The 19,986-nt window shown below is 68.7% G+C and carries 13 protein-coding genes and 3 rRNA genes; 2 read left to right on the top strand and 14 right to left on the bottom strand.

Annotated features, from left to right (window positions below; translation table 11 throughout):
- Positions 1 to 70: 70 nt before the first annotated feature.
- The 4 genes from recN to AS97_RS12875 form a co-directional block, all read right to left on the bottom strand.
- Positions 71 to 1,816, bottom strand: a complete 1,746-nt coding sequence (gene recN / locus AS97_RS12860) for a DNA repair protein RecN (RefSeq protein WP_210564913.1) — start codon at positions 1,814 to 1,816, stop codon at positions 71 to 73.
- A 528-nt stretch (positions 1,817 to 2,344) separates the two neighbouring features.
- Positions 2,345 to 3,256: an NAD kinase gene (locus AS97_RS12865; RefSeq protein WP_059147011.1), complete on the bottom strand. Its 912-nt coding sequence runs from the start codon at positions 3,254 to 3,256 to the stop codon at positions 2,345 to 2,347.
- 125 nt (positions 3,257 to 3,381) lie between these two features.
- A complete protein-coding gene (locus AS97_RS12870) occupies positions 3,382 to 4,272 on the bottom strand; it encodes a TlyA family RNA methyltransferase (protein ID WP_059146874.1) in 891 nt (296 codons plus the stop codon).
- Positions 4,273 to 4,385: 113 nt separating this feature from the next.
- Entirely contained in the window at positions 4,386 to 4,634 is a 249-nt protein-coding gene (locus tag AS97_RS12875) for a hypothetical protein (protein WP_247204803.1), read from the bottom strand.
- A 302-nt stretch (positions 4,635 to 4,936) separates the two neighbouring features.
- Here AS97_RS12875 and AS97_RS12880 point away from each other — a divergent pair, with 302 nt between their 5' ends.
- Positions 4,937 to 5,284, top strand: a complete 348-nt coding sequence (locus AS97_RS12880) for a sterol-binding protein (protein WP_125760629.1) — start codon at positions 4,937 to 4,939, stop codon at positions 5,282 to 5,284.
- A gap of 48 nt (positions 5,285 to 5,332) precedes the next feature.
- Here AS97_RS12880 and AS97_RS12885 read toward each other — a convergent pair whose 3' ends face one another.
- The 4 genes from AS97_RS12885 to AS97_RS12900 form a co-directional block, all read right to left on the bottom strand.
- Entirely contained in the window at positions 5,333 to 6,160 is an 828-nt protein-coding gene (locus AS97_RS12885; protein WP_185930178.1) for an ABC transporter ATP-binding protein, read from the bottom strand.
- Positions 6,161 to 6,337: 177 nt separating this feature from the next.
- Entirely contained in the window at positions 6,338 to 7,402 is a 1,065-nt protein-coding gene (locus AS97_RS12890; protein ID WP_059146871.1) for an iron chelate uptake ABC transporter family permease subunit, read from the bottom strand.
- Positions 7,399 to 8,448 carry an iron chelate uptake ABC transporter family permease subunit gene (locus AS97_RS12895; RefSeq protein WP_125760633.1) on the bottom strand — a complete coding sequence of 350 codons (1,050 nt, stop codon included), beginning with the start codon at positions 8,446 to 8,448 and terminating at the stop codon, positions 7,399 to 7,401. Before AS97_RS12895 ends, AS97_RS12890 begins: the two co-directional genes overlap by 4 nt.
- Positions 8,449 to 8,554: 106 nt before the next feature.
- Positions 8,555 to 9,592: an HAD-IIA family hydrolase gene (locus tag AS97_RS12900; protein ID WP_059146869.1), complete on the bottom strand. Its 1,038-nt coding sequence runs from the start codon at positions 9,590 to 9,592 to the stop codon at positions 8,555 to 8,557.
- Positions 9,593 to 9,668: 76 nt separating this feature from the next.
- Here AS97_RS12900 and AS97_RS12905 point away from each other — a divergent pair, with 76 nt between their 5' ends.
- On the top strand, positions 9,669 to 11,030 hold the full coding sequence (locus tag AS97_RS12905) for a DUF1015 domain-containing protein (protein WP_125760637.1): 1,362 nt from the start codon (positions 9,669 to 9,671) through the stop codon (positions 11,028 to 11,030).
- 72 nt (positions 11,031 to 11,102) lie between these two features.
- On the opposite strand, the gene AS97_RS12910 is transcribed toward AS97_RS12905, so the two are convergent.
- From AS97_RS12910 to AS97_RS12935, 6 genes are all read right to left on the bottom strand, one after another.
- Entirely contained in the window at positions 11,103 to 12,056 is a 954-nt protein-coding gene (locus AS97_RS12910) for a tetratricopeptide repeat protein (protein ID WP_247204347.1), read from the bottom strand.
- Positions 12,041 to 13,348, bottom strand: coding sequence for a hypothetical protein (locus AS97_RS12915; protein WP_247204348.1), 1,308 nt, complete (start codon positions 13,346 to 13,348; stop codon positions 12,041 to 12,043). The genes AS97_RS12910 and AS97_RS12915 overlap by 16 nt, the downstream gene beginning before the upstream one ends.
- Before the next feature lie 181 nt (positions 13,349 to 13,529).
- Positions 13,530 to 13,646, bottom strand: a 5S ribosomal RNA gene (gene rrf / locus AS97_RS12920).
- A gap of 110 nt (positions 13,647 to 13,756) precedes the next feature.
- Positions 13,757 to 16,877 (bottom strand): 23S ribosomal RNA (locus tag AS97_RS12925).
- 259 nt (positions 16,878 to 17,136) lie between these two features.
- Positions 17,137 to 18,663: ribosomal RNA gene (locus tag AS97_RS12930) — 16S ribosomal RNA — on the bottom strand.
- The 16S, 23S and 5S rRNA genes sit together here, the layout of an rRNA operon.
- A gap of 527 nt (positions 18,664 to 19,190) precedes the next feature.
- Positions 19,191 to 19,853 (bottom strand): DNA-3-methyladenine glycosylase, encoded by a 663-nt coding sequence (locus tag AS97_RS12935; protein ID WP_086711168.1) that lies wholly within the window; start codon positions 19,851 to 19,853, stop codon positions 19,191 to 19,193.
- Between the last annotated feature and the right edge of the window lie 133 nt (positions 19,854 to 19,986).

The following is a 19,986-nucleotide window of genomic DNA, read 5'->3' on the forward strand; positions in this document are numbered from 1 at the left end:
GCAACGCTCCCCCGCGACGTCTACCCCGAGCTCGCCCCTACGTCCGCGGTACCACCCTTTCGGGTGAAGGTCAGCGTCCCGCGCGTGCCGCCTCCAGGAGCTCTTCGGCATGCGCCCGCGCGAGTTCGGAGTCCTCCTGGCCCGCGAGCATCCGCGACAGCTCCCGTACGCGGTCCTCGCCTTCCATGGCCTTCACCCCGCTGCGTGTCACCGACCCGTCGTTGGTCTTCTCGACCACCAGATGCCGGTCGGCGAACGCCGCGACCTGGGGCAGATGGGTGACCACCACGACCTGCGCGGAGCGCGCGAGCCGGGCCAGCCGGCGGCCCACCTCGACCGCCGCCTTACCGCCGACGCCCGCGTCCACCTCGTCGAAGAGATACGTCGGCACGGGGTCGGAGCCCGCGAACACGACCTCCACCGCGAGCATCACCCGGGACAGCTCGCCCCCGGAGGCGCCCTTGGCGATCGGCCGGGGCGGGGCGCCCGGATGCGGGGCGAGCCGCAGCTCGACCTCGTCGGCGCCATGCGGCCCGAAAACGACCGTGCGGCCGCCCACCTCGATGCCGTCCGCCTCCGTCTCGGTCTGGCTGATCGCGAACGTGACCCGGGCATGCGGCATCGCCAGCGAGGCCAGCTCGGCCGTGACCGCCTCCGCGAAACGCCCCGCCGCCTCCGTACGGGCGTCGGTGAGCGTCTGCGCCAGCTCGCCCAGCTCGGCGCGGAGCGCGTCGCGCTCGGCGGCCAGCTCGCCGATGCGGTCGTCGTCGCCGTCGAGTTCGGCCAGCCGGGCGGCACCCTGCTCCGCCCAGGCCAGCACGTCCGTGATGGTCTCGCCGTACTTACGGGTCAACTGCGCCAGCGCGGCGCGGCGCTCCTCGACGGCCCCCAGGCGGATCGGGTCGGCGTCGAGGTTGTCGGCGTACCCCGCGAGGTCCCCGGCCACATCGGACACCAGGATGCCGATCTCGCCGATCCGGTCGGCGAGCCCGGCCAGCGCCGAGTCATGGGAGCGCACGGCCTCCACGGCGCGTTGGGCGCCCGCGACCAGGGTCGCCGCGTCCACGCCCTCCGGGTCCTCCGGGTTCCCGGCGAGGGCGGCGTGCGCGAGGGCGGCGGCGGACGCCAGGGCCTCGGCGTGCCCCAGCCGTTCGGCCTCGGCCGCCAGCTCGGCGTCCTCTCCGGGCAGGGGCTCGGCGTCCGCGACCTCTTCGAGCCCGAACCGCAGCAGATCCGCCTCCTGCTCGCGCTCGCGGGCCCGCGTGGTCAATTCCTCCCACTCGGCCGAGACGGCGCGCAGCCGGCGATAGGCCCCCGCGTACTTCTCCAGGGGCCCGGCCACGGCGGCCCCCGCGTACCGGTCCAGCGCCTGCCGCTGCCGGGCGGGCCGCAGCAGGCCCTGCTGATCGGTCTGGCCGTGCACGGCCACCAGATCGTCGGCCAGCTCGCCCAGCAGCCCCACGGGCACCGACCGGCCGCCCACATGCGCGCGCGACCGCCCCTCGGCGGAGAGCGTACGGCTGATCAGCAGCACGCCGTCCTCGAGCTCGGCCCCCGCTTCCTCGGCCCTTACGGCCGCCGCCGAACGGGCGTCGACCCTCATGCGCCCCTCGACGACCGCCGCCTTGGCCCCGATCCGCACCAGGGCGGCATCGGCCCGGCCGCCCAGCAGCAGCCCGAGGCTGGTGACGACCATGGTCTTGCCCGCGCCGGTCTCACCGGTCACCGCGGTGAAGCCGGGCGACAGCTCGACGACCGCGTCGTCGATGACGCCCAGCGCACGTATCCGCATCTCCTCCAGCACGTGCACGACCATACGAGGTTTGGCCGGTGCGATGCGACGAAGGGGCGCCACTTGTGGGGTCGACCCGCACACATGCCCGGTGCGGACCGTGGGCGCCTCCGGCGGAAAGCCCCCGCCCCGCCCCTTCCCACAGCATCAATATGCGGCTCCGCCGCGTGGGGGGCTCCGCCCCCACGCCCCCACCGGGGCTCCGCCCCGGACCCCGCTCCTCAAACGCCGGAGGGGCTGAATTGTCCGCCCCGGAACGGCACACCACCCGTGTCACCGACGGGCAGCCGCGAGACCACGGGAGGGGGCGGGGGCCTGGGGCACCGGGGCGCGGACACCGACGAGGCGGGAGGGGCGGGGACGGGGGCGGAGGGGTGGTGTCCTGGACGCTCACGTGTCTGTGTGGCGCCCATCCCCGGCCAACCCAACACCCCCGGCCAATGGCGCCGAAACCATACGGTCCAGGGCCCCTCCGGAGGCCCCGCACCCACCACACACCCCACCGCGCACCCCGGCAACCACCACCGCACCCGCACCCCAGCAGCCACTCAACTAGTGCGGCGCCCCCCGCCACCCCGCCACCGGCAGCGCGAACTTGGCGACCAAGCGGTCCGTGAACGACGCATGGTGGAGCCGGGCCAGCCGCACCGGTACCGCGCCCCGCCGTACCTCCACCCGCGCCCCCGCCGGCAGCTCCACCGTGCGGCGGCCGTCGCACCACAGCACCCCATGCGGAGTCTGCGGCTGCACCTCCACCGCGAGCACCGACTTCGGCGACGTCACCAGCGGCTTGGCGAACAGCGCATGGGCGCTGATCGGCACCATCAGCAGCGCCTCCACCTCGGGCCACACCACCGGCCCGCCCGCCGAGAACGCGTAGGCCGTCGAGCCGGTCGGGGTCGCGCAGACCACGCCGTCGCCGCCGAAGCGCGACACCGGCCGGTTGTCGACCTCCGTAACGACCTCGAGCAGCCGCTCACGCGCCGCCTTCTCGACCGACGCCTCGTTCAGCGCCCAGTCCGTGTGCACGATGTGCCCGTCGTTGCGGACGATCACATCGATCGTCATCCGCTCCTCGACCTCGTACTGCCGGGTCACCACCCGGTCCACGACCTTGTCGAGGTCGTCCCGCTCGGCCTCGGCCAGGAAGCCCACCCGCCCGAGGTTCACGCCGAGCATCGGCACGCCCGAGACCCGGGCGAACTCCGCTCCGCGCAGCAGCGTCCCGTCCCCGCCGAGCACGATCAGCAGCTCACAGCTGTTCAGCACGTCACGGCCCGCGTCGACGCGCTCGACAGCCGGTGGCAGCGGCAGGTCCGCGGCCTCGGCGGCGAGCACCCGTACCCCGATACCGCTGCGCAGCAGCCCCTGAACGACCAGTTCGGCGCTGCGGATGGCCGCCGGGCGGCCGGTGTGCGCAAGCAGGAAGACAGTGCGGTCCGCCGTCGGCTCGGCCGCCGGCATCGACGGCACATGCTCCGTCACAGACCTCGCCGCACCGGCCACGCCCGCCCCGACCGCACCCGTCCCGGGCACAGCCGTCTCGGACACGGGCGCTGCTTCCTTCTCCTGCGCTGCTTCTGAAGTGGTCAACTGGGCCCCTCCGCCACTGCACGGTCAACATCCGCCGGGTCCAGTGCCGGCGCCCCGGCGCGCATCCACAAAAAGTACTCGACATTGCCCGACGGCCCCGGGAGCGGGCTGGCGGTCACGCCCAGCACGCCCAGTCCGAGTTCCGCCGCCCGCCCGGCCACCGTGCGCACCGCTTCGGCGCGCAGGTCGGCGCTGCGGACCACTCCTCCGCTGCCCAGCCGCTCCTTGCCGACCTCGAACTGTGGTTTGACCATCAGCACCAGATCGGCGTCGGGCGCCGCGCACCGCACGAGGGCGGGCAGTACCAGCCCGAGCGGGATGAAGGAGAGGTCACCGACCACCAGGTCCACCGGCTTCCCACCAATCCCCTCAAGTGTCAGCTCGCGTACGTTTGTACGGTCATAAACACTGACGCGTTCATCGCTCTGCAGCGACCAGGCGAGCTGGCCGTAGCCGACGTCGACGGCGAGCACCTGCGCGACGCCCGCGCGCAGCAGGACGTCCGTGAAGCCTCCGGTCGACGCGCCCGCGTCCAGCGCCCGCCGCCCGGCGACCTTCAACCCGGCTCCGGTATCAGCGCCCGCTCCCGGGGCCGGGCGGACCCCGGAGTTCTGACCCGCGCCCGCGCCCTCCCGGTACTCCTCGCTGAACGCGTACAGCGCGCCCGCGAGCTTGTGGCCACCGCGCGAGACGTAATCCGGATCGCTGTCGTCCTCGATCACGACGACGGCCGCGCTGGTCTCCACCTGCGTGGCCGGTTTGGTCGCCACCGCCCCGCCGACGGTGACCCGGCCCGCGGCGATCAGCTGGCTCGCATGCTCACGCGAACGCGCCAGCTTGCGGCGCACCAGCTCCGCGTCGAGTCGTACGCGTCGTGGGCGGGTCACTGCCACGGGTGGTTCAGCTCCTGAGGTCGTTCATATAGCGGATGAGGTCTTCGCGTAGCGGACGACGTCGTTTGGGTAACGGACGGGGTCACGTGCCCAGCCGACGGTGTCGTCTACGCAGCGGACGGGGGCCGTGGGCCGGGCGCGGGGGGTCCGGGCCGCCGGTCGAGTGCTGTCAGCGTGTCGCGAAGACCCCCGTGGACATCCTCGTACACCTCCAGATGCCCGCTCGTCTCGAGGTGGTCGGCGTCGGCCAGCCGGTCGAGCAGGGCATCCACCTCGGGGACGCCGGTGGGTGTACGGTCCACGCCGAGCGGCGCCGGTTCAGCGGGGCCGGGCGGCTCCGGCACGGACCCGGGCACCGGCTCCGGTACCCCCTCCGGCACGGGCCCCTCCGACACCGGCTCCGGCGCCTGTTCCCGCCCCGTCCCGGGCCCGGGACCACCCCCCGCGACCTCACCCGGAACCGTGGACGGTCCCGCCTGCCCACCTGGCTCCACACCAGCCCCCGGGAACGGCTCGACCGTGGCTTCCTGGGCCCGCTCGGCCGCCGTATCGGGCTGTGGGCCGGGCCATCCGGCCGACATCGGCTCGCTCATGGCCCCGACGCTACCGCGAATCCCTCGTTCTCCGACGTACGAGACCTGGGGTAACGTCATCCGCGATGGCGACTTTGGAACAGTGCCGCAGTGCACTCGACAAACTGGCGCAGAACCTCGCGAGCGCGAACGGGCACCTGCGCAGCGCTGCCGCGCTCGATCGCTCCGTCAGCTGCTGGATCACCGACCTGGACACCACCTTCGGCGGCCGTCTCGTGAACAGCCGGATCGAGGATGTGACGACCGAGCCGGGGCCGCCCGCCGAGCGTGCGCAGATCCGGCTGGCGATGACCGGCGACGACCTGGTGGCCCTGGTCGACGGTGAGCTGCACTTCGCACGGGCGTGGGGCAGCGGACGGATCAAGCTCGAGGCCGGGCTGCGCGACCTGCTGCGACTGCGGAAGCTGCTCTAGTCCGCGACATCGCACCCCACCGCGCCCCCGCCGCGAGGCTCACGCCCCTCAGGACTCGCTCACCGCACCCGCCAGCGGCGAAGGCGCCTCGCCCCGTGCCGTACGGGACCGGCGGGCGGCCGGGATGACCAGCGGCGTCCCCGTCTCCGGGTCGTCGATCACCTGGCACGGCAGCCCGAAGACCCGCTCCACCAGCTCCGCCGTGACCACGTCCCCCGGCGCCCCCTCGGCGACGACCTCGCCGCCCCGCATCGCGATCAGATGGGTGGCGTAGCGGGCGGCGTGGTTCAGGTCGTGCAGAACGGCGACGAGGGTGCGGCCCTGCTCCTCGTGGAGCTGGGCGCACAGGTCCAGCACATCGATCTGGTGCTGGATGTCCAGATAGGTCGTGGGCTCGTCGAGGAGCAGCAGCGGGGTCTGCTGGGCGATGGCCATCGCGATCCATACCCGCTGGCGCTGACCGCCGGACAATTCGTCGACATAGCGATCCGCGAGTTCCGCCACCCCGGTCGCCGCCATCGATTCGTCGACGATCCGCTCGTCCGTCTCCGACCACTGCCGCAGCAGCCCCTGGTGCGGATAGCGGCCGCGAGCGACCAGATCGGCGACGGTGATCCCGTCCGGGGCGATCGAGGACTGGGGCAGCAGCCCGAGGGTGCGGGCGACCTTCTTGGCGGGCATCGCGCCGATCGCCTGCCCGTCCAGCAGCACCGATCCGGCCACCGGCTTCAGCATCCGGGACAGGGCGCGCAGCAGGGTCGACTTGCCGCAGGCGTTCGGCCCGACGATCACCGTGAAGGAGTGGTCGGGGATGGTCACGGACAGTTCCTCGGCCACGGTGCGCCGGTCGTAGGCGAGGGTCAGCCCCTCCGCCATGAGCCGCTGCCGCCCTCGGGCGCTACCGTCCTCGCCGCCACTCCCGCTGCCGCCGTCGGCCACGGTCTGCCGGGTGTCCTTGTCCATGTCGCCTTCCGTCCGGGTCGTGCCCACAGTCGTCATATCCGCCCCAGCGTCATACCGGGCCCCAGCATCGCCCTGTCCCTCCACGCACCCTCATATCCGCCCCGCCCTGCGCTCAGTCACCAGCAGCCACAGCAGATAGGCCCCGCCCAGCATCCCCGTCAGCACCCCGACCGGAAGCTGGTCGGCGCCAAAGGCCCGCTGGGCCGCCCAGTCGGCGGTGACCAGCAGGGCGGCGCCCATCCAGGCCGCGGGGAGCAGGTTGGGCCCGGACGAGCGGGTGAGCCTGCGGGCGAGTTGCGGGGCGACGAGTGCCACGAAGGCGACGGGCCCGGCGGCGGCCGTGGCGGCGGCGGTGAGCACGACGGCCGCGAACATGAGCATCAGCCGGGTTCGCTCGACCCGCACCCCGAGGGCGTACGCGCTGTCGTCGCCCATCTCCAGCATCCGCAGGTTCCGCGCCTGCCCGAGGGCCACGGGCAGGAGCACCGCGCAGACGCACGCCAGCGGCCACACCTGGGCCCAGTCCCGCCCGTTGAGCGATCCGGCGATCCACACCACCGCGCGGGTCGCGTCCGGGAGGTCGGCCCTGGTGAGCAGATAGCCGTTGACGGCGGTGAGCATCGCGGACGTGCCGATGCCCACCAGCACCAGCCGGTATCCGTGCACACCACGCCGCCAGGCCAGCGTGTAGACCGCGAGCCCGGTCAGCAGGCCGCCGCCGAGCGCGCCGATGGCGACCTCGGTCGGATCGCCCTGGACGAGGACGATCACGGCGAGCGCCCCGGCCGCCGACCCCTGGCCGAGGCCGATCACGTCCGGACTGCCCAGCGGATTGCGGGAGATGGACTGGAAGATCGCCCCGGCCATCCCGAGGGCCGCCCCCACCAGCAGCCCCACCAGGATCCGCGGCAGCCGCAGTTCGTTGACGATGAAGTCCTGGGCCACGGTGCCGTTTCCGGCCAGGGTGCGCAGAACATCGGCGGGGGCGAGGGGGAAGTCGCCGGTGCCGATCAGGACCACGCTCATCGCCAGTGCCACGACGAGCAGCAGCAGCCCCACGACCGCGCCGCGGACGTCCAGGCGCAGCGAGAGGCCGGCGGTGCGCAGCGTGACCGCGCGCGTCCCGCGCTTGCTGATGCGCTTGCTCGCGTTCACAGTTGGGCCATCCTTCGGCGGCGTACGAGGTAGATGAACAGGGGCCCGCCGATGAACGCGGTGACGATGCCGACCTGCAGTTCGGCGGGCCGGGTGACCAGCCGCCCCAGCACATCGGAGCCCAGCAGGAGAACGGGCGAGAGCACGGCGGCGTACGGCAGGATCCAGCGCATGTCGGGCCCGGTGATCGCGCGGACCAGATGCGGCACGATCAGCCCGACGAACGCGATCGGCCCGCACGCGGCGGTCGCGGCCCCGCACAGCAGGGTGACTGCGGCCATCGAGAGCGCCCGGGTGCGGTGGAGATTGGTGCCGAGCGCGCGGGCCGTGTCGTCGCCGAGCGCCACGGCGTTGAGCGAACGGCCGAGTGCGAGCGCGAGCACCGCGCCGATCAGGAGGAACGGGGTCACCTGCCGGACCACGGTCATATTGGCGGAGGCGAGCGAACCGACCGTCCAGAAGCGCATCTTGTCGAGCGCCGCGCTGTCCAGCAGCTGAACGGCGTTGATGTAGCCGTAGAGCGCCGCGTAGACCGCCGTACCGGCGAGCGCGAGCCGCACCGGGGTGGCGCTCCGGCTGCCGCCGAGGGCGTACACCAGCACGGAGACGACGGCAGTGCCGAGGAAGGCGAACCACACATAGCCGGTCAGGGAGGTGACGCCGAGAAAGCTGATGGCCGAGACCACGGCGGCGGACGCGCCCGCGTTCAGCCCCAGCAGCCCGGGGTCGGCGAGCGGGTTGCGGGTGAGGGCCTGGATGACCGCGCCCGCGAGGCCGAGGCCGACGCCGACGAGCAGCCCGAGGATGGTCCGCGGCAGCCGTACGTCCCGGATCACCACATCGGTGTCGCTGCCGGTGTAGTGGAAGAGCCCGTGCCACACCTGGTCCAGCGGAATGGGCTTGGCACCGATCGCGATGGACGCCGCGGCGAACGCCAGCAGCACGCCCAGGGAGGCGATCAATCCGGTCGCACGACGCGCGGTGCGCCGCCGGGGCGGCGCGCTCGCTGTCTCGGTCCCGGATTTCGCCGGACTGACCACGGTCACGGGGAACTCCACCTCACAGCACGGCCGATCAGGACTCAGGTTAAGTTAGGTTACCCTAAGTCCCACTGGTCGCCTGCGCACGGGTTCCCTGGAGCGCGAGCCCGGCTCACAGCCCCAGCCGCGCCAGTGCCTTTCCCGCATCCGCCTCGCTCACACCGTCCCCCGCCTCGGACCACGCCGCCGCGCACAGCGCCCGCAGACCGTCCAGCGGCTCCTTGCCCTCGCTCTCCAGCACCAGCGCGCGCTGGGCGACCCGCGCCGTCCACCCCCCGCACCGGAAACCGCCGGAGGCCTCATCGTGCGCCACCTCCGGCTGCGGGGCGAGCAGCCCCCGCAGGTCGCGGTCCACATACGTCGGCCGGTGCCCGGGCTCGGCGGCCAGCAGCTGTGCGGGCGTGGTCACCCCGGTCAGCACCAGCAGCGAGTCCACCCCGCCCGCGTACGCGCCCTCGATATCGGTGTCCAGCCGGTCCCCGACCACCAGCGGCCGCTGGGCGCCGGTCCGCAGCACCGTCTCCCGGTGCATCGGCGGCAGCGGCTTTCCCGCGGCCTGCGGGGTCTTGCCCGTGACGATGCGCACGACCTCCACCGCCGCGCCGTTGCCCGGGGCGATGCCCCGCCCGCTGGGAATCGTCAGATCCAGGTTGGAGGCGAACCACGGCACCCCGCGCGCCACCGCGTACCCCGCCTCCGCCAGCCGCGCCCACGGCATGTCCGGCCCCCCGTACCCCTGCACCACCGCCGCCGGGCCGTCGTCCGCCGAGTCCACCGGCGTCAGCCCGCGCTCGCGCAGCGCCACCCGCAGCCCCTCCCCGCCGATCACCAGCACCCGCGCCCCCTGGGGCAACTGCTCGGAGATCAGCCGGGCGACCGCCTGCGCGGAGGTGATCACATCGTCGGGGGCGGCGGGCATCCCCAGCCGCGTCAGATGCTCGGCCACCGCCTCCGGCGTCCGCAGCGCGTTATTGGTCACATACGCCAGCCGCATCCCGGCGTCCCGCGCGGTGACCAGCGACTCCACGGCATGGTCAATGGCCTCGCCGCCCGCGTACACCACCCCGTCGAGGTCCAGCAGGGCCGTGTCGTACGCCTCGTTCAGCGACTGCCGGCTGGACTCGGGCCGGGTGCGGACGGGCTGGTTCATGGGGACAACTCCTCGCTGATCTGTGCGCTTCTTCCCCGATCATCGCGTATCGCCGCGCGGGGCATAACATTCACTGATGAGCATTCCAGGGCCTGGCGGACAAGGTCTGCAGCTCACCCCTTTTCGGGGGCTGCGCTACGTCGCGGAGCGCGTCGGCAGTCTCGCCGCCGTCACCTCACCCCCCTACGACGTGGTCGTACGGCCCGATGGCCTGCGCGAGCTGGAGACGGCAGACCCCCACAACATCGTCCGGCTGATCCTGCCGCAGGCCGACTCCCCGGAGGCCCGCCACCGTCAGGCCGCCGAGACGCTGCGCCGCTGGCAGGCGGACGGCGTGCTCGCCCCGGACCCCGAACCCGCGCTCTACGTCTACGAACAGCGCGACGGCCCCACCCTCCAGCGCGGGCTGATCGGCGCACTGCGGCTGAGCCCCCGTGAGGAGGGCATCGTCCTCCCCCACGAGGAGGTCATGCCGCATGTCGTCGAGGACCGAGCCGATCTGATGCGCGCCACCGCCGCCCATCTGGAGCCGCTGCTCCTCGCCTACCGCGGCAACGGCAACGGGAACGGCACTTCGGGGACTTCGGGGAACGGAGCCACCGGGCCGGGCACCGGCGGGGCGGGCACCGGCGGGGCCGCGCGGGTCATCGAAAGCGCCATCCGGCGCGAGCCGTTGCTCTCCACGACCACCGAAGACGGCGTCGACCACCGTCTGTGGCGGGTCACGGACCCCGCCGACCTCGTGGCGGTCTCCGCCGACCTCCGCCACCACCAGGCCCTCATCGCCGACGGCCACCACCGCTGGGCCACCTATCTGCGGCTGCGCGAGGAGCGCCGCGAGCCCGGCCCCTGGGACTTCGGGCTCGTCCTGCTCGTCGACACCGCCCGCTATCCCCTCCGCGTCCGGGCCATCCACCGGCTACTCCGCCAACTGTCACCGGACGACGCTCTTACGGCGGCGCAGCGTGCCTTCCGGGTACAGACGATCGACGGCCCGCTCCCGCGCGCCCTGGAAACACTCGCCGAGGCCACCGAGGCGGCCCGCGCCGAGCCCGGCGCGCCGAACGCCTTCCTGCTGGCCGGGGACGGCCGCTTCCACCTCCTGGACCGGCCGGATCCGGGACTGCTGGCCCGTACGGTCCCCGAGGGACGACCCGAGGCATGGCGGACGCTGGACGCGACGGTGCTCCACCACGCCCTGCTGGACCATCTGTGGAACGTCCCGGACACGCCCGAGCACATCGGCTACATCCACGACTCGGCGGCGGCCGTCGAACAGGCGGAGCGGCTGGGCGGTACGGCGGTGCTGATGCATGCGGTGGGCGAGGACATCGTGCACGAGCTGGCGCGGCAGGGCATCGCGATGCCGCACAAGTCGACGTCCTTCGGGCCGAAGCCGGCGACGGGCCTGGTGCTACGGAGCCTGACGCTGGGCTGAGCCCTTGCCCTTGAGCCGCGGACATACGAGTGGGGCGGAACCCCGAACCGGGATCCCGCCCCACTCATGACGTCAGCTGTCGTCGCCGTCCTTCTCGGGCAGCCCGGCCCGGTCCTCGGACCTCGCCTCCGCCGCCGACTCGGCGTCCTCGGCCAAGTCTTCGGCGTCGTCGTCCTGGACCTCGTCCTCGACGAGGTCGGCCTCGGGCTCGACGGCCTCGGCGTCCTCGGGCTCGATCTCGGACTCGACGGCCTCGGGCTCCTCGTCGTCCTCGACGTCTTCGTCCTCGACGTCTTCGATCTCGACGTCTTCGGCCTTGGACTCGTCGGCCCTGGACTCCTCGACCGTGGACTCCGCCACCGGCTTGAGGGCGTCGTCCGCCTCCTGCTCGGGGTCGAGGGCGTCCACGAACTCGACCCCGTCCAGCTCGGCGAGCCGGTCTGACGCGTCCGTGGTCCCGCCCTGATCCGCCTCGAGCGCCTTGGCGAACCACTCGCGGGCCTCGTCCTCGCGGCCGACCGCCAGCAGCGCGTCGGCGTACGCATAGCGCAGCCGGGCGGTCCACGGCTGGATGGAATGCGAGGCCAACTCCGGGCTCTGCAGGGTGACCACGGCGGCGTCCGCCTGGCCCATATCCCGCCGGGCACCGGCGGCCACCATCCGCATCTCGACCTGACCGGCCCGGTCCAGCTTCTGCACCTCCGGCTCACCGGCCATGGCCAGCGCCCGCTCGGGACGGCCCATGCCGCGCTCGCAGTCGGCCATCACCGGCCACAGGTCGGAGTTGCCGGTCATCCGGCGCGCGGCACGGAACTCCGCGAGCGCCTCGGAGTACTTCCCGACGGCGTACGAGGCGAAGCCCGCGGCCTCGCGCACGGCGGCCACCCGGGAGGCTAGCCGCAGGGCGACGCGCGCGTACTGGTACGCCTGCTCGGGCTCGTCATCCAGCAACTTGGCGACCATGACGAGGTTCCTGGCGACGTCCTCGGCGAGGGTCTTCGGCAGGCTCATCAGCTCCTGCCGCACGCTCTTGTCGATCTCCTCGCCGGTGACGTCGTCGGGGATCGGCAGCCGCTTGATCGGCTCGCGGTCGCGGTCCCTGCCGCGCTCATCCCGGCGCCCGTAGCCGCCCGTGCGGTCGTCACGGCGTCCGTAGCCCCCGCCGCGGTCGTCACGGCGCTTGAAACCACCGCCGCCGGAGCGACGGTCGTCACGGCCCCCGCCCTGACCGTAAGGACGACGCGGCCCGCTGTCGTCCCGACCACCCCGGAAGCCACCGGCCCGGTCGTCGCGCCGCGGCCCACGGGGCCGCTCATCACGCCGGTCGTCCCGGCGGAACCCGCCGCGGTCGTCGTCGCGGCGCGGCCCGCTCGACCGCTCGTCGCGACGGTCATCACGGCGGTCGTCACGGCGGAACCCACCACGATCGTCCGTACGACGGTCTCCACCACGGAACCCGCCGCGGTCGTCGTCACGGCGGTACGAAGGCCGCTCGTCCCGACGGTCGTCACGACGCTCATCCCGGCGGTCGTCACGACGGAACCCGCCGCGGTCGTCCTCACGGCGGTACGAAGGCCGGTCGTCCCGGCGCTCGTAGCCGCCCCGGCCACCACGGTCACGGTCATCGCGACGGAACCCGCCGCGATCGTCATCCCGACGCGGGCCACCCGGCCGCTCATCCCGGCGGTCATCCCGGCGGAACCCGCCGCGGTCGTCGTCCCTGCGCGGGCCACCCGACCGGTCGTCACGGCGGTCATCGCGGCGGAACCCACCACGATCGTCATCCCGACGCGGGCCACCCGGCCGCTCATCTCGGCGGTCATCACGGCGGAACCCGCCGCGATCGTCGTCCCGGCGGAAGCCCGGTCGATCGTCACGGTCCCGGCGGAAACCGCCCTGCCCCTGACGGGACCCACCACGATCGTCACGGCGGAACCCGCCGCGGTCGTCATCCCTGCGCGGGCCACCCGGGCGCTCGTCCCGACGGTCATCGCGCCGGTCGTCCCGGCGCTCGTAACCACCGGTGGGACGGCCGCCCCCGCCCCGGTCGTCGCGGCGCACATAGCCGCCGGGGCGGCCTCCGCGGTCATCGTCCCGACGCGGCCCACGCGGCCGGTCATCCCGGCGATCGTCGCGTCGATCGCCTCGGCGGTCATCGCGGCGGTCATCGCGGCGGAACCCACCACGGTCATCATCGCGGCGCGGCCCGCGCGGACGGTCATCACGCCGCTCGTCACGGCGGTCATCACGCCGGAAACCACCGCGATCAGCATCGCGGCGCGGTCCCGAGCCGCGAACGTCCCGCCGGTCGCCGGCATCCCGGCGCCGCGGCTCGCGGCCCGACCGGTCGTCGGGAGAGTTGGTGGACATCGGCGTGACTCCTGTCTTCATGTACTGCAGCCATTCTCCCGCACCAGTCACACCGATACGGGCCCAGCAAAAACAAAAAGGACCCTTGGTCCCAGCATGCACGCTGGGACCAAGGGTCCTTGAAAGATTGTTCGGCGGCGTCCTACTCTCCCACAGGGTCCCCCCTGCAGTACCATCGGCGCTGAAAGGCTTAGCTTCCGGGTTCGGAATGTAACCGGGCGTTTCCCTAACGCAATGACCACCGAAACCCTATCGGGTTCTAGCGAACAAGCACACTCTTCAATTAAGTCAAGTGGAACTGATTCACCGGTGCGACTGTTCGCAACCCGGGAACCACACAGTGGACGCGAGCATCTGAGGACAAGCCCTCGGCCTATTAGTACCAGTCAACTCCACCAGTTACCCGGCTTCCATATCTGGCCTATCAACCCAGTCGTCTACTGGGAGCCTTAACCCATCAAGTGGGTGGGAGTCCTCATCTCGAAGCAGGCTTCCCGCTTAGATGCTTTCAGCGGTTATCCCTCCCGAACGTAGCCAACCAGCCATGCCCTTGGCAGAACAACTGGCACACCAGAGGTTCGTCCGTCCCGGTCCTCTCGTACTAGGGACAGCCCTTCTCAAGACTCCTACGCGCACAGCGGATAGGGACCGAACTGTCTCACGACGTTCTAAACCCAGCTCGCGTACCGCTTTAATGGGCGAACAGCCCAACCCTTGGGACCGACTCCAGCCCCAGGATGCGACGAGCCGACATCGAGGTGCCAAACCATCCCGTCGATATGGACTCTTGGGGAAGATCAGCCTGTTATCCCCGGGGTACCTTTTATCCGTTGAGCGACGGCGCTTCCACAAGCCACCGCCGGATCACTAGTCCCGACTTTCGTCCCTGCTCGACCCGTCGGTCTCACAGTCAAGCTCCCTTGTGCACTTACACTCAACACCTGATTGCCAACCAGGCTGAGGGAACCTTTGGGCGCCTCCGTTACCCTTTAGGAGGCAACCGCCCCAGTTAAACTACCCACCAGACACTGTCCCTGATCCGGATCACGGACCCAGGTTAGACATCCAGCACGACCAGAGTGGTATTTCAACAATGACTCCACACTAACTGGCGTTAATGCTTCACAGTCTCCCACCTATCCTACACAAGCCGAACCGAACACCAATATCAAGCTATAGTAAAGGTCCCGGGGTCTTTCCGTCCTGCTGCGCGAAACGAGCATCTTTACTCGTAGTGCAATTTCACCGGGCCTATGGTTGAGACAGTCGAGAAGTCGTTACGCCATTCGTGCAGGTCGGAACTTACCCGACAAGGAATTTCGCTACCTTAGGATGGTTATAGTTACCACCGCCGTTTACTGGCGCTTAAGTTCTCAGCTTCGCCACACCGAAATGTGACTAACCGGTCCCCTTAACGTTCCAGCACCGGGCAGGCGTCAGTCCGTATACATCGCCTTACGGCTTCGCACGGACCTGTGTTTTTAGTAAACAGTCGCTTCTCGCTGGTCTCTGCGGCCACCACCAGCTCACCGAGTAAATCGGATCACCAACAATGGCCCCCCTTCTCCCGAAGTTACGGGGGCATTTTGCCGAGTTCCTTAACCATAGTTCACCCGAACGCCTCGGTATTCTCTACCTGACCACCTGAGTCGGTTTAGGGTACGGGCCGCCATGAAACTCGCTAGAGGCTTTTCTCGACAGCATAGGATCATCCACTTCACCACAATCGGCTCGGCATCAGGTCTCACCCACAACAAGGAACGGATTTACCTACTCCTCGGGCTACACCCTTACCCCGGGACAACCACCGCCCGGGCTGGACTACCTTCCTGCGTCACCCCATCACTCACCTACTACAGGTCTGGACCGTCGGCTCCACCACTCCCCTCAACTCCGAAGAGATCAGGGCGGCTTCACGGACTTAGCATCGCCTGGTTCGACGTTGGCGCTTCAAAGCGGGTACCGGAATATCAACCGGTTGTCCATCGACTACGCCTGTCGGCCTCGCCTTAGGTCCCGACTTACCCTGGGCAGATCAGCTTGACCCAGGAACCCTTAGTCAATCGGCGCACACGTTTCCCACGTGTGTATCGCTACTCATGCCTGCATTCTCACTCGTGAACCATCCACAACTCGCTTACACGGCTGCTTCACCCGGCACACGACGCTCCCCTACCCATCACAGCGATCGTTGGACCACATGCTGCAATGACACGACTTCGGCGGTACGCTTGAGCCCCGCTACATTGTCGGCGCGGAATCACTTGACCAGTGAGCTATTACGCACTCTTTCAAGGATGGCTGCTTCTAAGCCAACCTCCTGGTTGTCTCTGCGACTCCACATCCTTTCCCACTTAGCGTACGCTTAGGGGCCTTAGTCGATGCTCTGGGCTGTTTCCCTCTCGACCATGGAGCTTATCCCCCACAGTCTCACTGCCGCGCTCTCACTTACCGGCATTCGGAGTTTGGCTAAGGTCAGTAACCCGGTAGGGCCCATCGCCTATCCAGTGCTCTACCTCCGGCAAGAAACACACGACGCTGCACCTAAATGCATTTCGGGGAGAACCAGCTATCACGGAGTTTGATTGGCCTTTCACCCCTAACCACAGGTCATCCCCCAGGTTTTCAACCCTGGTGGGTTCGGTCCTCCACGAAGTCTTACCTCCGCTTCAACCTGCCCATGGCTAGATCACTCCGCTTCGGGTCTTGAGCGCGCTACTAAACCGCCCTATTCGGACTCGCTTTCGCTACGGCTTCCCCACACGGGTTAACCTCGCAACACACCGCAAACTCGCAGGCTCATTCTTCAAAAGGCACGCAGTCACGACCGTGCTCCGAAGAACACGGCGACGCTCCCACGGCTTGTAGGCACACGGTTTCAGGTACTATTTCACTCCGCTCCCGCGGTACTTTTCACCATTCCCTCACGGTACTATCCGCTATCGGTCACCAGGGAATATTTAGGCTTAGCGGGTGGTCCCGCCAGATTCACACGGGATTTCTCGGGCCCCGTGCTACTTGGGAAATGAACAAGCAAGCCACTACGATTTCAGCTACGGGGGTCTTACCCTCTACGCCGGACCTTTCGCATGTCCTTCGCCTACCGCAATGGTTTCTGACTCACCCAGCCGCCGGCAGACGACTGAAGTTCACTCCCACAACCCCGTACGCGCAACCCCTGCCGGGTATCACACACATACGGTTTAGCCTCATCCAGTTTCGCTCGCCACTACTCCCGGAATCACGGTTGTTTTCTCTTCCTGCGGGTACTGAGATGTTTCACTTCCCCGCGTTCCCTCCACATACCCTATGTGTTCAGGTATGGGTGACAGCCCATGACGACTGCCGGGTTTCCCCATTCGGACACCCCCGGATCAAAGCTCGGTTGACAGCTCCCCGGGGCCTATCGCGGCCTCCCACGTCCTTCATCGGTTCCTGGTGCCAAGGCATCCACCGTGCGCCCTTAAAAACTTGGCCACAGATGCTCGCGTCCACTGTGCAGTTCTCAAGCAACGACCAGTCATCCACAACCTGCATGGACTCCGGCCTGTCGAGGGTTCATTCCCTCAGACACCCAACAGCGTGCCCGACACCGTCCTCTGCTCCGAGCCGCGTTCCACGCCCCGGAGGGCAGTACTAGCGGTCATCACACGAAAGACTGTGTCGAATAGTCAACGTTCCACCCATGAGCAAACCGTGCGAGACATGCGCTCGCAGTCGGCTATGCGCTCCTTAGAAAGGAGGTGATCCAGCCGCACCTTCCGGTACGGCTACCTTGTTACGACTTCGTCCCAATCGCCAGTCCCACCTTCGACGGCTCCCCCCACAAGGGTTGGGCCACCGGCTTCGGGTGTTACCGACTTTCGTGACGTGACGGGCGGTGTGTACAAGGCCCGGGAACGTATTCACCGCAGCAATGCTGATCTGCGATTACTAGCGACTCCGACTTCATGGGGTCGAGTTGCAGACCCCAATCCGAACTGAGACCGGCTTTTTGAGATTCGCTCCACCTCACGGCTTCGCAGCTCATTGTACCGGCCATTGTAGCACGTGTGCAGCCCAAGACATAAGGGGCATGATGACTTGACGTCGTCCCCACCTTCCTCCGAGTTGACCCCGGCAGTCTCCTGTGAGTCCCCATCACCCCGAAAGGCATGCTGGCAACACAGAACAAGGGTTGCGCTCGTTGCGGGACTTAACCCAACATCTCACGACACGAGCTGACGACAGCCATGCACCACCTGTACACCGACCACAAGGGGGCCCCTGTCTCCAGAGGTTTCCGGTGTATGTCAAGCCTTGGTAAGGTTCTTCGCGTTGCGTCGAATTAAGCCACATGCTCCGCCGCTTGTGCGGGCCCCCGTCAATTCCTTTGAGTTTTAGCCTTGCGGCCGTACTCCCCAGGCGGGGAACTTAATGCGTTAGCTGCGGCGCGGACGACGTGGAATGTCGCCCACACCTAGTTCCCAACGTTTACGGCGTGGACTACCAGGGTATCTAATCCTGTTCGCTCCCCACGCTTTCGCTCCTCAGCGTCAGTATCGGCCCAGAGATCCGCCTTCGCCACCGGTGTTCCTCCTGATATCTGCGCATTTCACCGCTACACCAGGAATTCCGATCTCCCCTACCGAACTCTAGCCTGCCCGTATCGAATGCAGACCCGGGGTTAAGCCCCGGGCTTTCACATCCGACGCGACAAGCCGCCTACGAGCTCTTTACGCCCAATAATTCCGGACAACGCTTGCGCCCTACGTATTACCGCGGCTGCTGGCACGTAGTTAGCCGGCGCTTCTTCTGCAGGTACCGTCACTCTCGCTTCTTCCCTGCTGAAAGAGGTTTACAACCCGAAGGCCGTCATCCCTCACGCGGCGTCGCTGCATCAGGCTTTCGCCCATTGTGCAATATTCCCCACTGCTGCCTCCCGTAGGAGTCTGGGCCGTGTCTCAGTCCCAGTGTGGCCGGTCGCCCTCTCAGGCCGGCTACCCGTCGTCGCCTTGGTAGGCCATCACCCCACCAACAAGCTGATAGGCCGCGGGCTCATCCTGCACCGCCGGAGCTTTCCACACGCATCCCATGCGGGAGCGTGTCATATCCGGTATTAGACCCCGTTTCCAGGGCTTGTCCCAGAGTGCAGGGCAGATTGCCCACGTGTTACTCACCCGTTCGCCACTAATCCCCGGCCGAAACCGGTTCATCGTTCGACTTGCATGTGTTAAGCACGCCGCCAGCGTTCGTCCTGAGCCAGGATCAAACTCTCCGTGAATGCTTCCGGGATATCCCGGCAACACATCACGAGAGCGGAGCAGACCGGAGGAATAATCCAGTCCGCTCACAGCGTCCTCGCTGTGTATTTTTCCAAAGGAACCTCGTCCGAGATGGACGGGGTATCAACATATCTGGCGTTGACTTTTGGCACGCTGTTGAGTTCTCAAGGAACGGACGCTTCCTTCGTAACCGTTTCACCGGTTTCTCCGGGCGCTTCCCTTCGGTGTTTCCAACCTTACCAGATCCGTTTCCCGTTCCGTTTCCGGTCCGAATTCCGTTTCCGGCCCCCTGCTGGAGCGGGGTCTTTCGCGCCTTCCGGCGTGTCCACTACTTTAACCAATTTCCCGCTCAGCTCCTAATCGGAGCCCCGGGTTCTGATTTCGCGCAGCGAAATAGGACCCTGTTCGGGAGTTGTCGTTAGTGGTTGGCCGCTCCGGGGCCGCGGTGACTCGATCTTGCGATCGTGCCGACAGCGCTGCCCGTCTCAAGCGGCTCGGGCTACGTTAGGCGTCCCGTCCAGCAGAGTCAAGTTCCGACCTGACGGCGCGTCGAATCCCGGCGACGCGGGGTGTGCGCCCGGTAGGGGCTGACCGAGGGCTCGCCGTCGATCCAGAAGCGCCAGGGGTGAGTTGCGCCCTCGCCGCCCACCCCGGTGCGCGGACCGCTGAGGATCTGCTCGGGCCGGGCGGGGTGGCCGGTGAGTATGGACAGCGGGGCATCGGCGCCCGCGCAGACATCGCTGCCGTCCAGCCGGCGGTCCACGCCCAGGGCCGTGGCCAGCCGGGCCGGGCCCTTGGCCAGCTCATGGTCGTTACGCGCCTTCGGCCTGCGCTGATGGGCCCACTCATGACCGTGCCGTACCTCGCCCGCGCGCAGCAGCACCCCGCTGGCATGGTCCTCCGGTCCGCAGACCAGGTTGAGGCAGTGCCACATGCCGTAGGTGAAGTAGACATACGCATGCCCCGGGGGGCCGAACATCACGGCGTTGCGGTCGGTGCGGCCACGGTAGGCATGCGAGCCGGGGTCGGCCGGGCCCGCGTATGCCTCGACCTCGGTCAGGCGCAATTCGATCGGCCCGTCCGGGGTGCGCCGCACCAGGAGGCGGCCCAGGAGGTCGGGCGCGACCTCCAGAACGGGTCGGTCGAAGAAGGAACGGTCGAGGGGCTCGCGGTCAGGTCCTGCTGTCACGCGGCCCGAGCGTAGTGGAAGAGATATGGACCGGTGGTTGGAGGCGGCACCGGTCCGCTGGAAGGGTATGAGCTGCGGAACCGCCCACGGCTGTTTCGCGTTCCTAGGTGTCAACAGTGATCGAGTGCGATCA

This window comes from Streptomyces sp. AgN23, assembly GCF_001598115.1.
In the GTDB taxonomy this organism is placed as follows: Bacteria; Actinomycetota; Actinomycetes; order Streptomycetales; family Streptomycetaceae; genus Streptomyces; species Streptomyces antimycoticus.

Bases quoted from the DNA above. Each gene is read 5' to 3' on its own strand.
- AS97_RS12885 (WP_185930178.1), bottom strand. From the start codon at position 6,160: ATGGCGGAGGGGCTGACCCTCGCCTACGACCGGCGCACCGTGGCCGAG.
- AS97_RS12900 (WP_059146869.1), bottom strand. From the start codon at position 9,592: ATGAACCAGCCCGTCCGCACCCGGCCCGAGTCCAGCCGGCAGTCGCTG.
- AS97_RS12915 (WP_247204348.1), bottom strand. From the start codon at position 13,348: ATGCCGGCGACCGGCGGGACGTTCGCGGCTCGGGACCGCGCCGCGATG.
- AS97_RS12880 (WP_125760629.1), top strand. From the start codon at position 4,937: ATGGCGACTTTGGAACAGTGCCGCAGTGCACTCGACAAACTGGCGCAG.
- AS97_RS12865 (WP_059147011.1), bottom strand. From the start codon at position 3,256: ATGCCGGCGGCCGAGCCGACGGCGGACCGCACTGTCTTCCTGCTTGCG.
- AS97_RS12905 (WP_125760637.1), top strand. From the start codon at position 9,669: ATGAGCATTCCAGGGCCTGGCGGACAAGGTCTGCAGCTCACCCCTTTT.
- recN (WP_210564913.1), bottom strand. From the start codon at position 1,816: ATGGTCGTGCACGTGCTGGAGGAGATGCGGATACGTGCGCTGGGCGTC.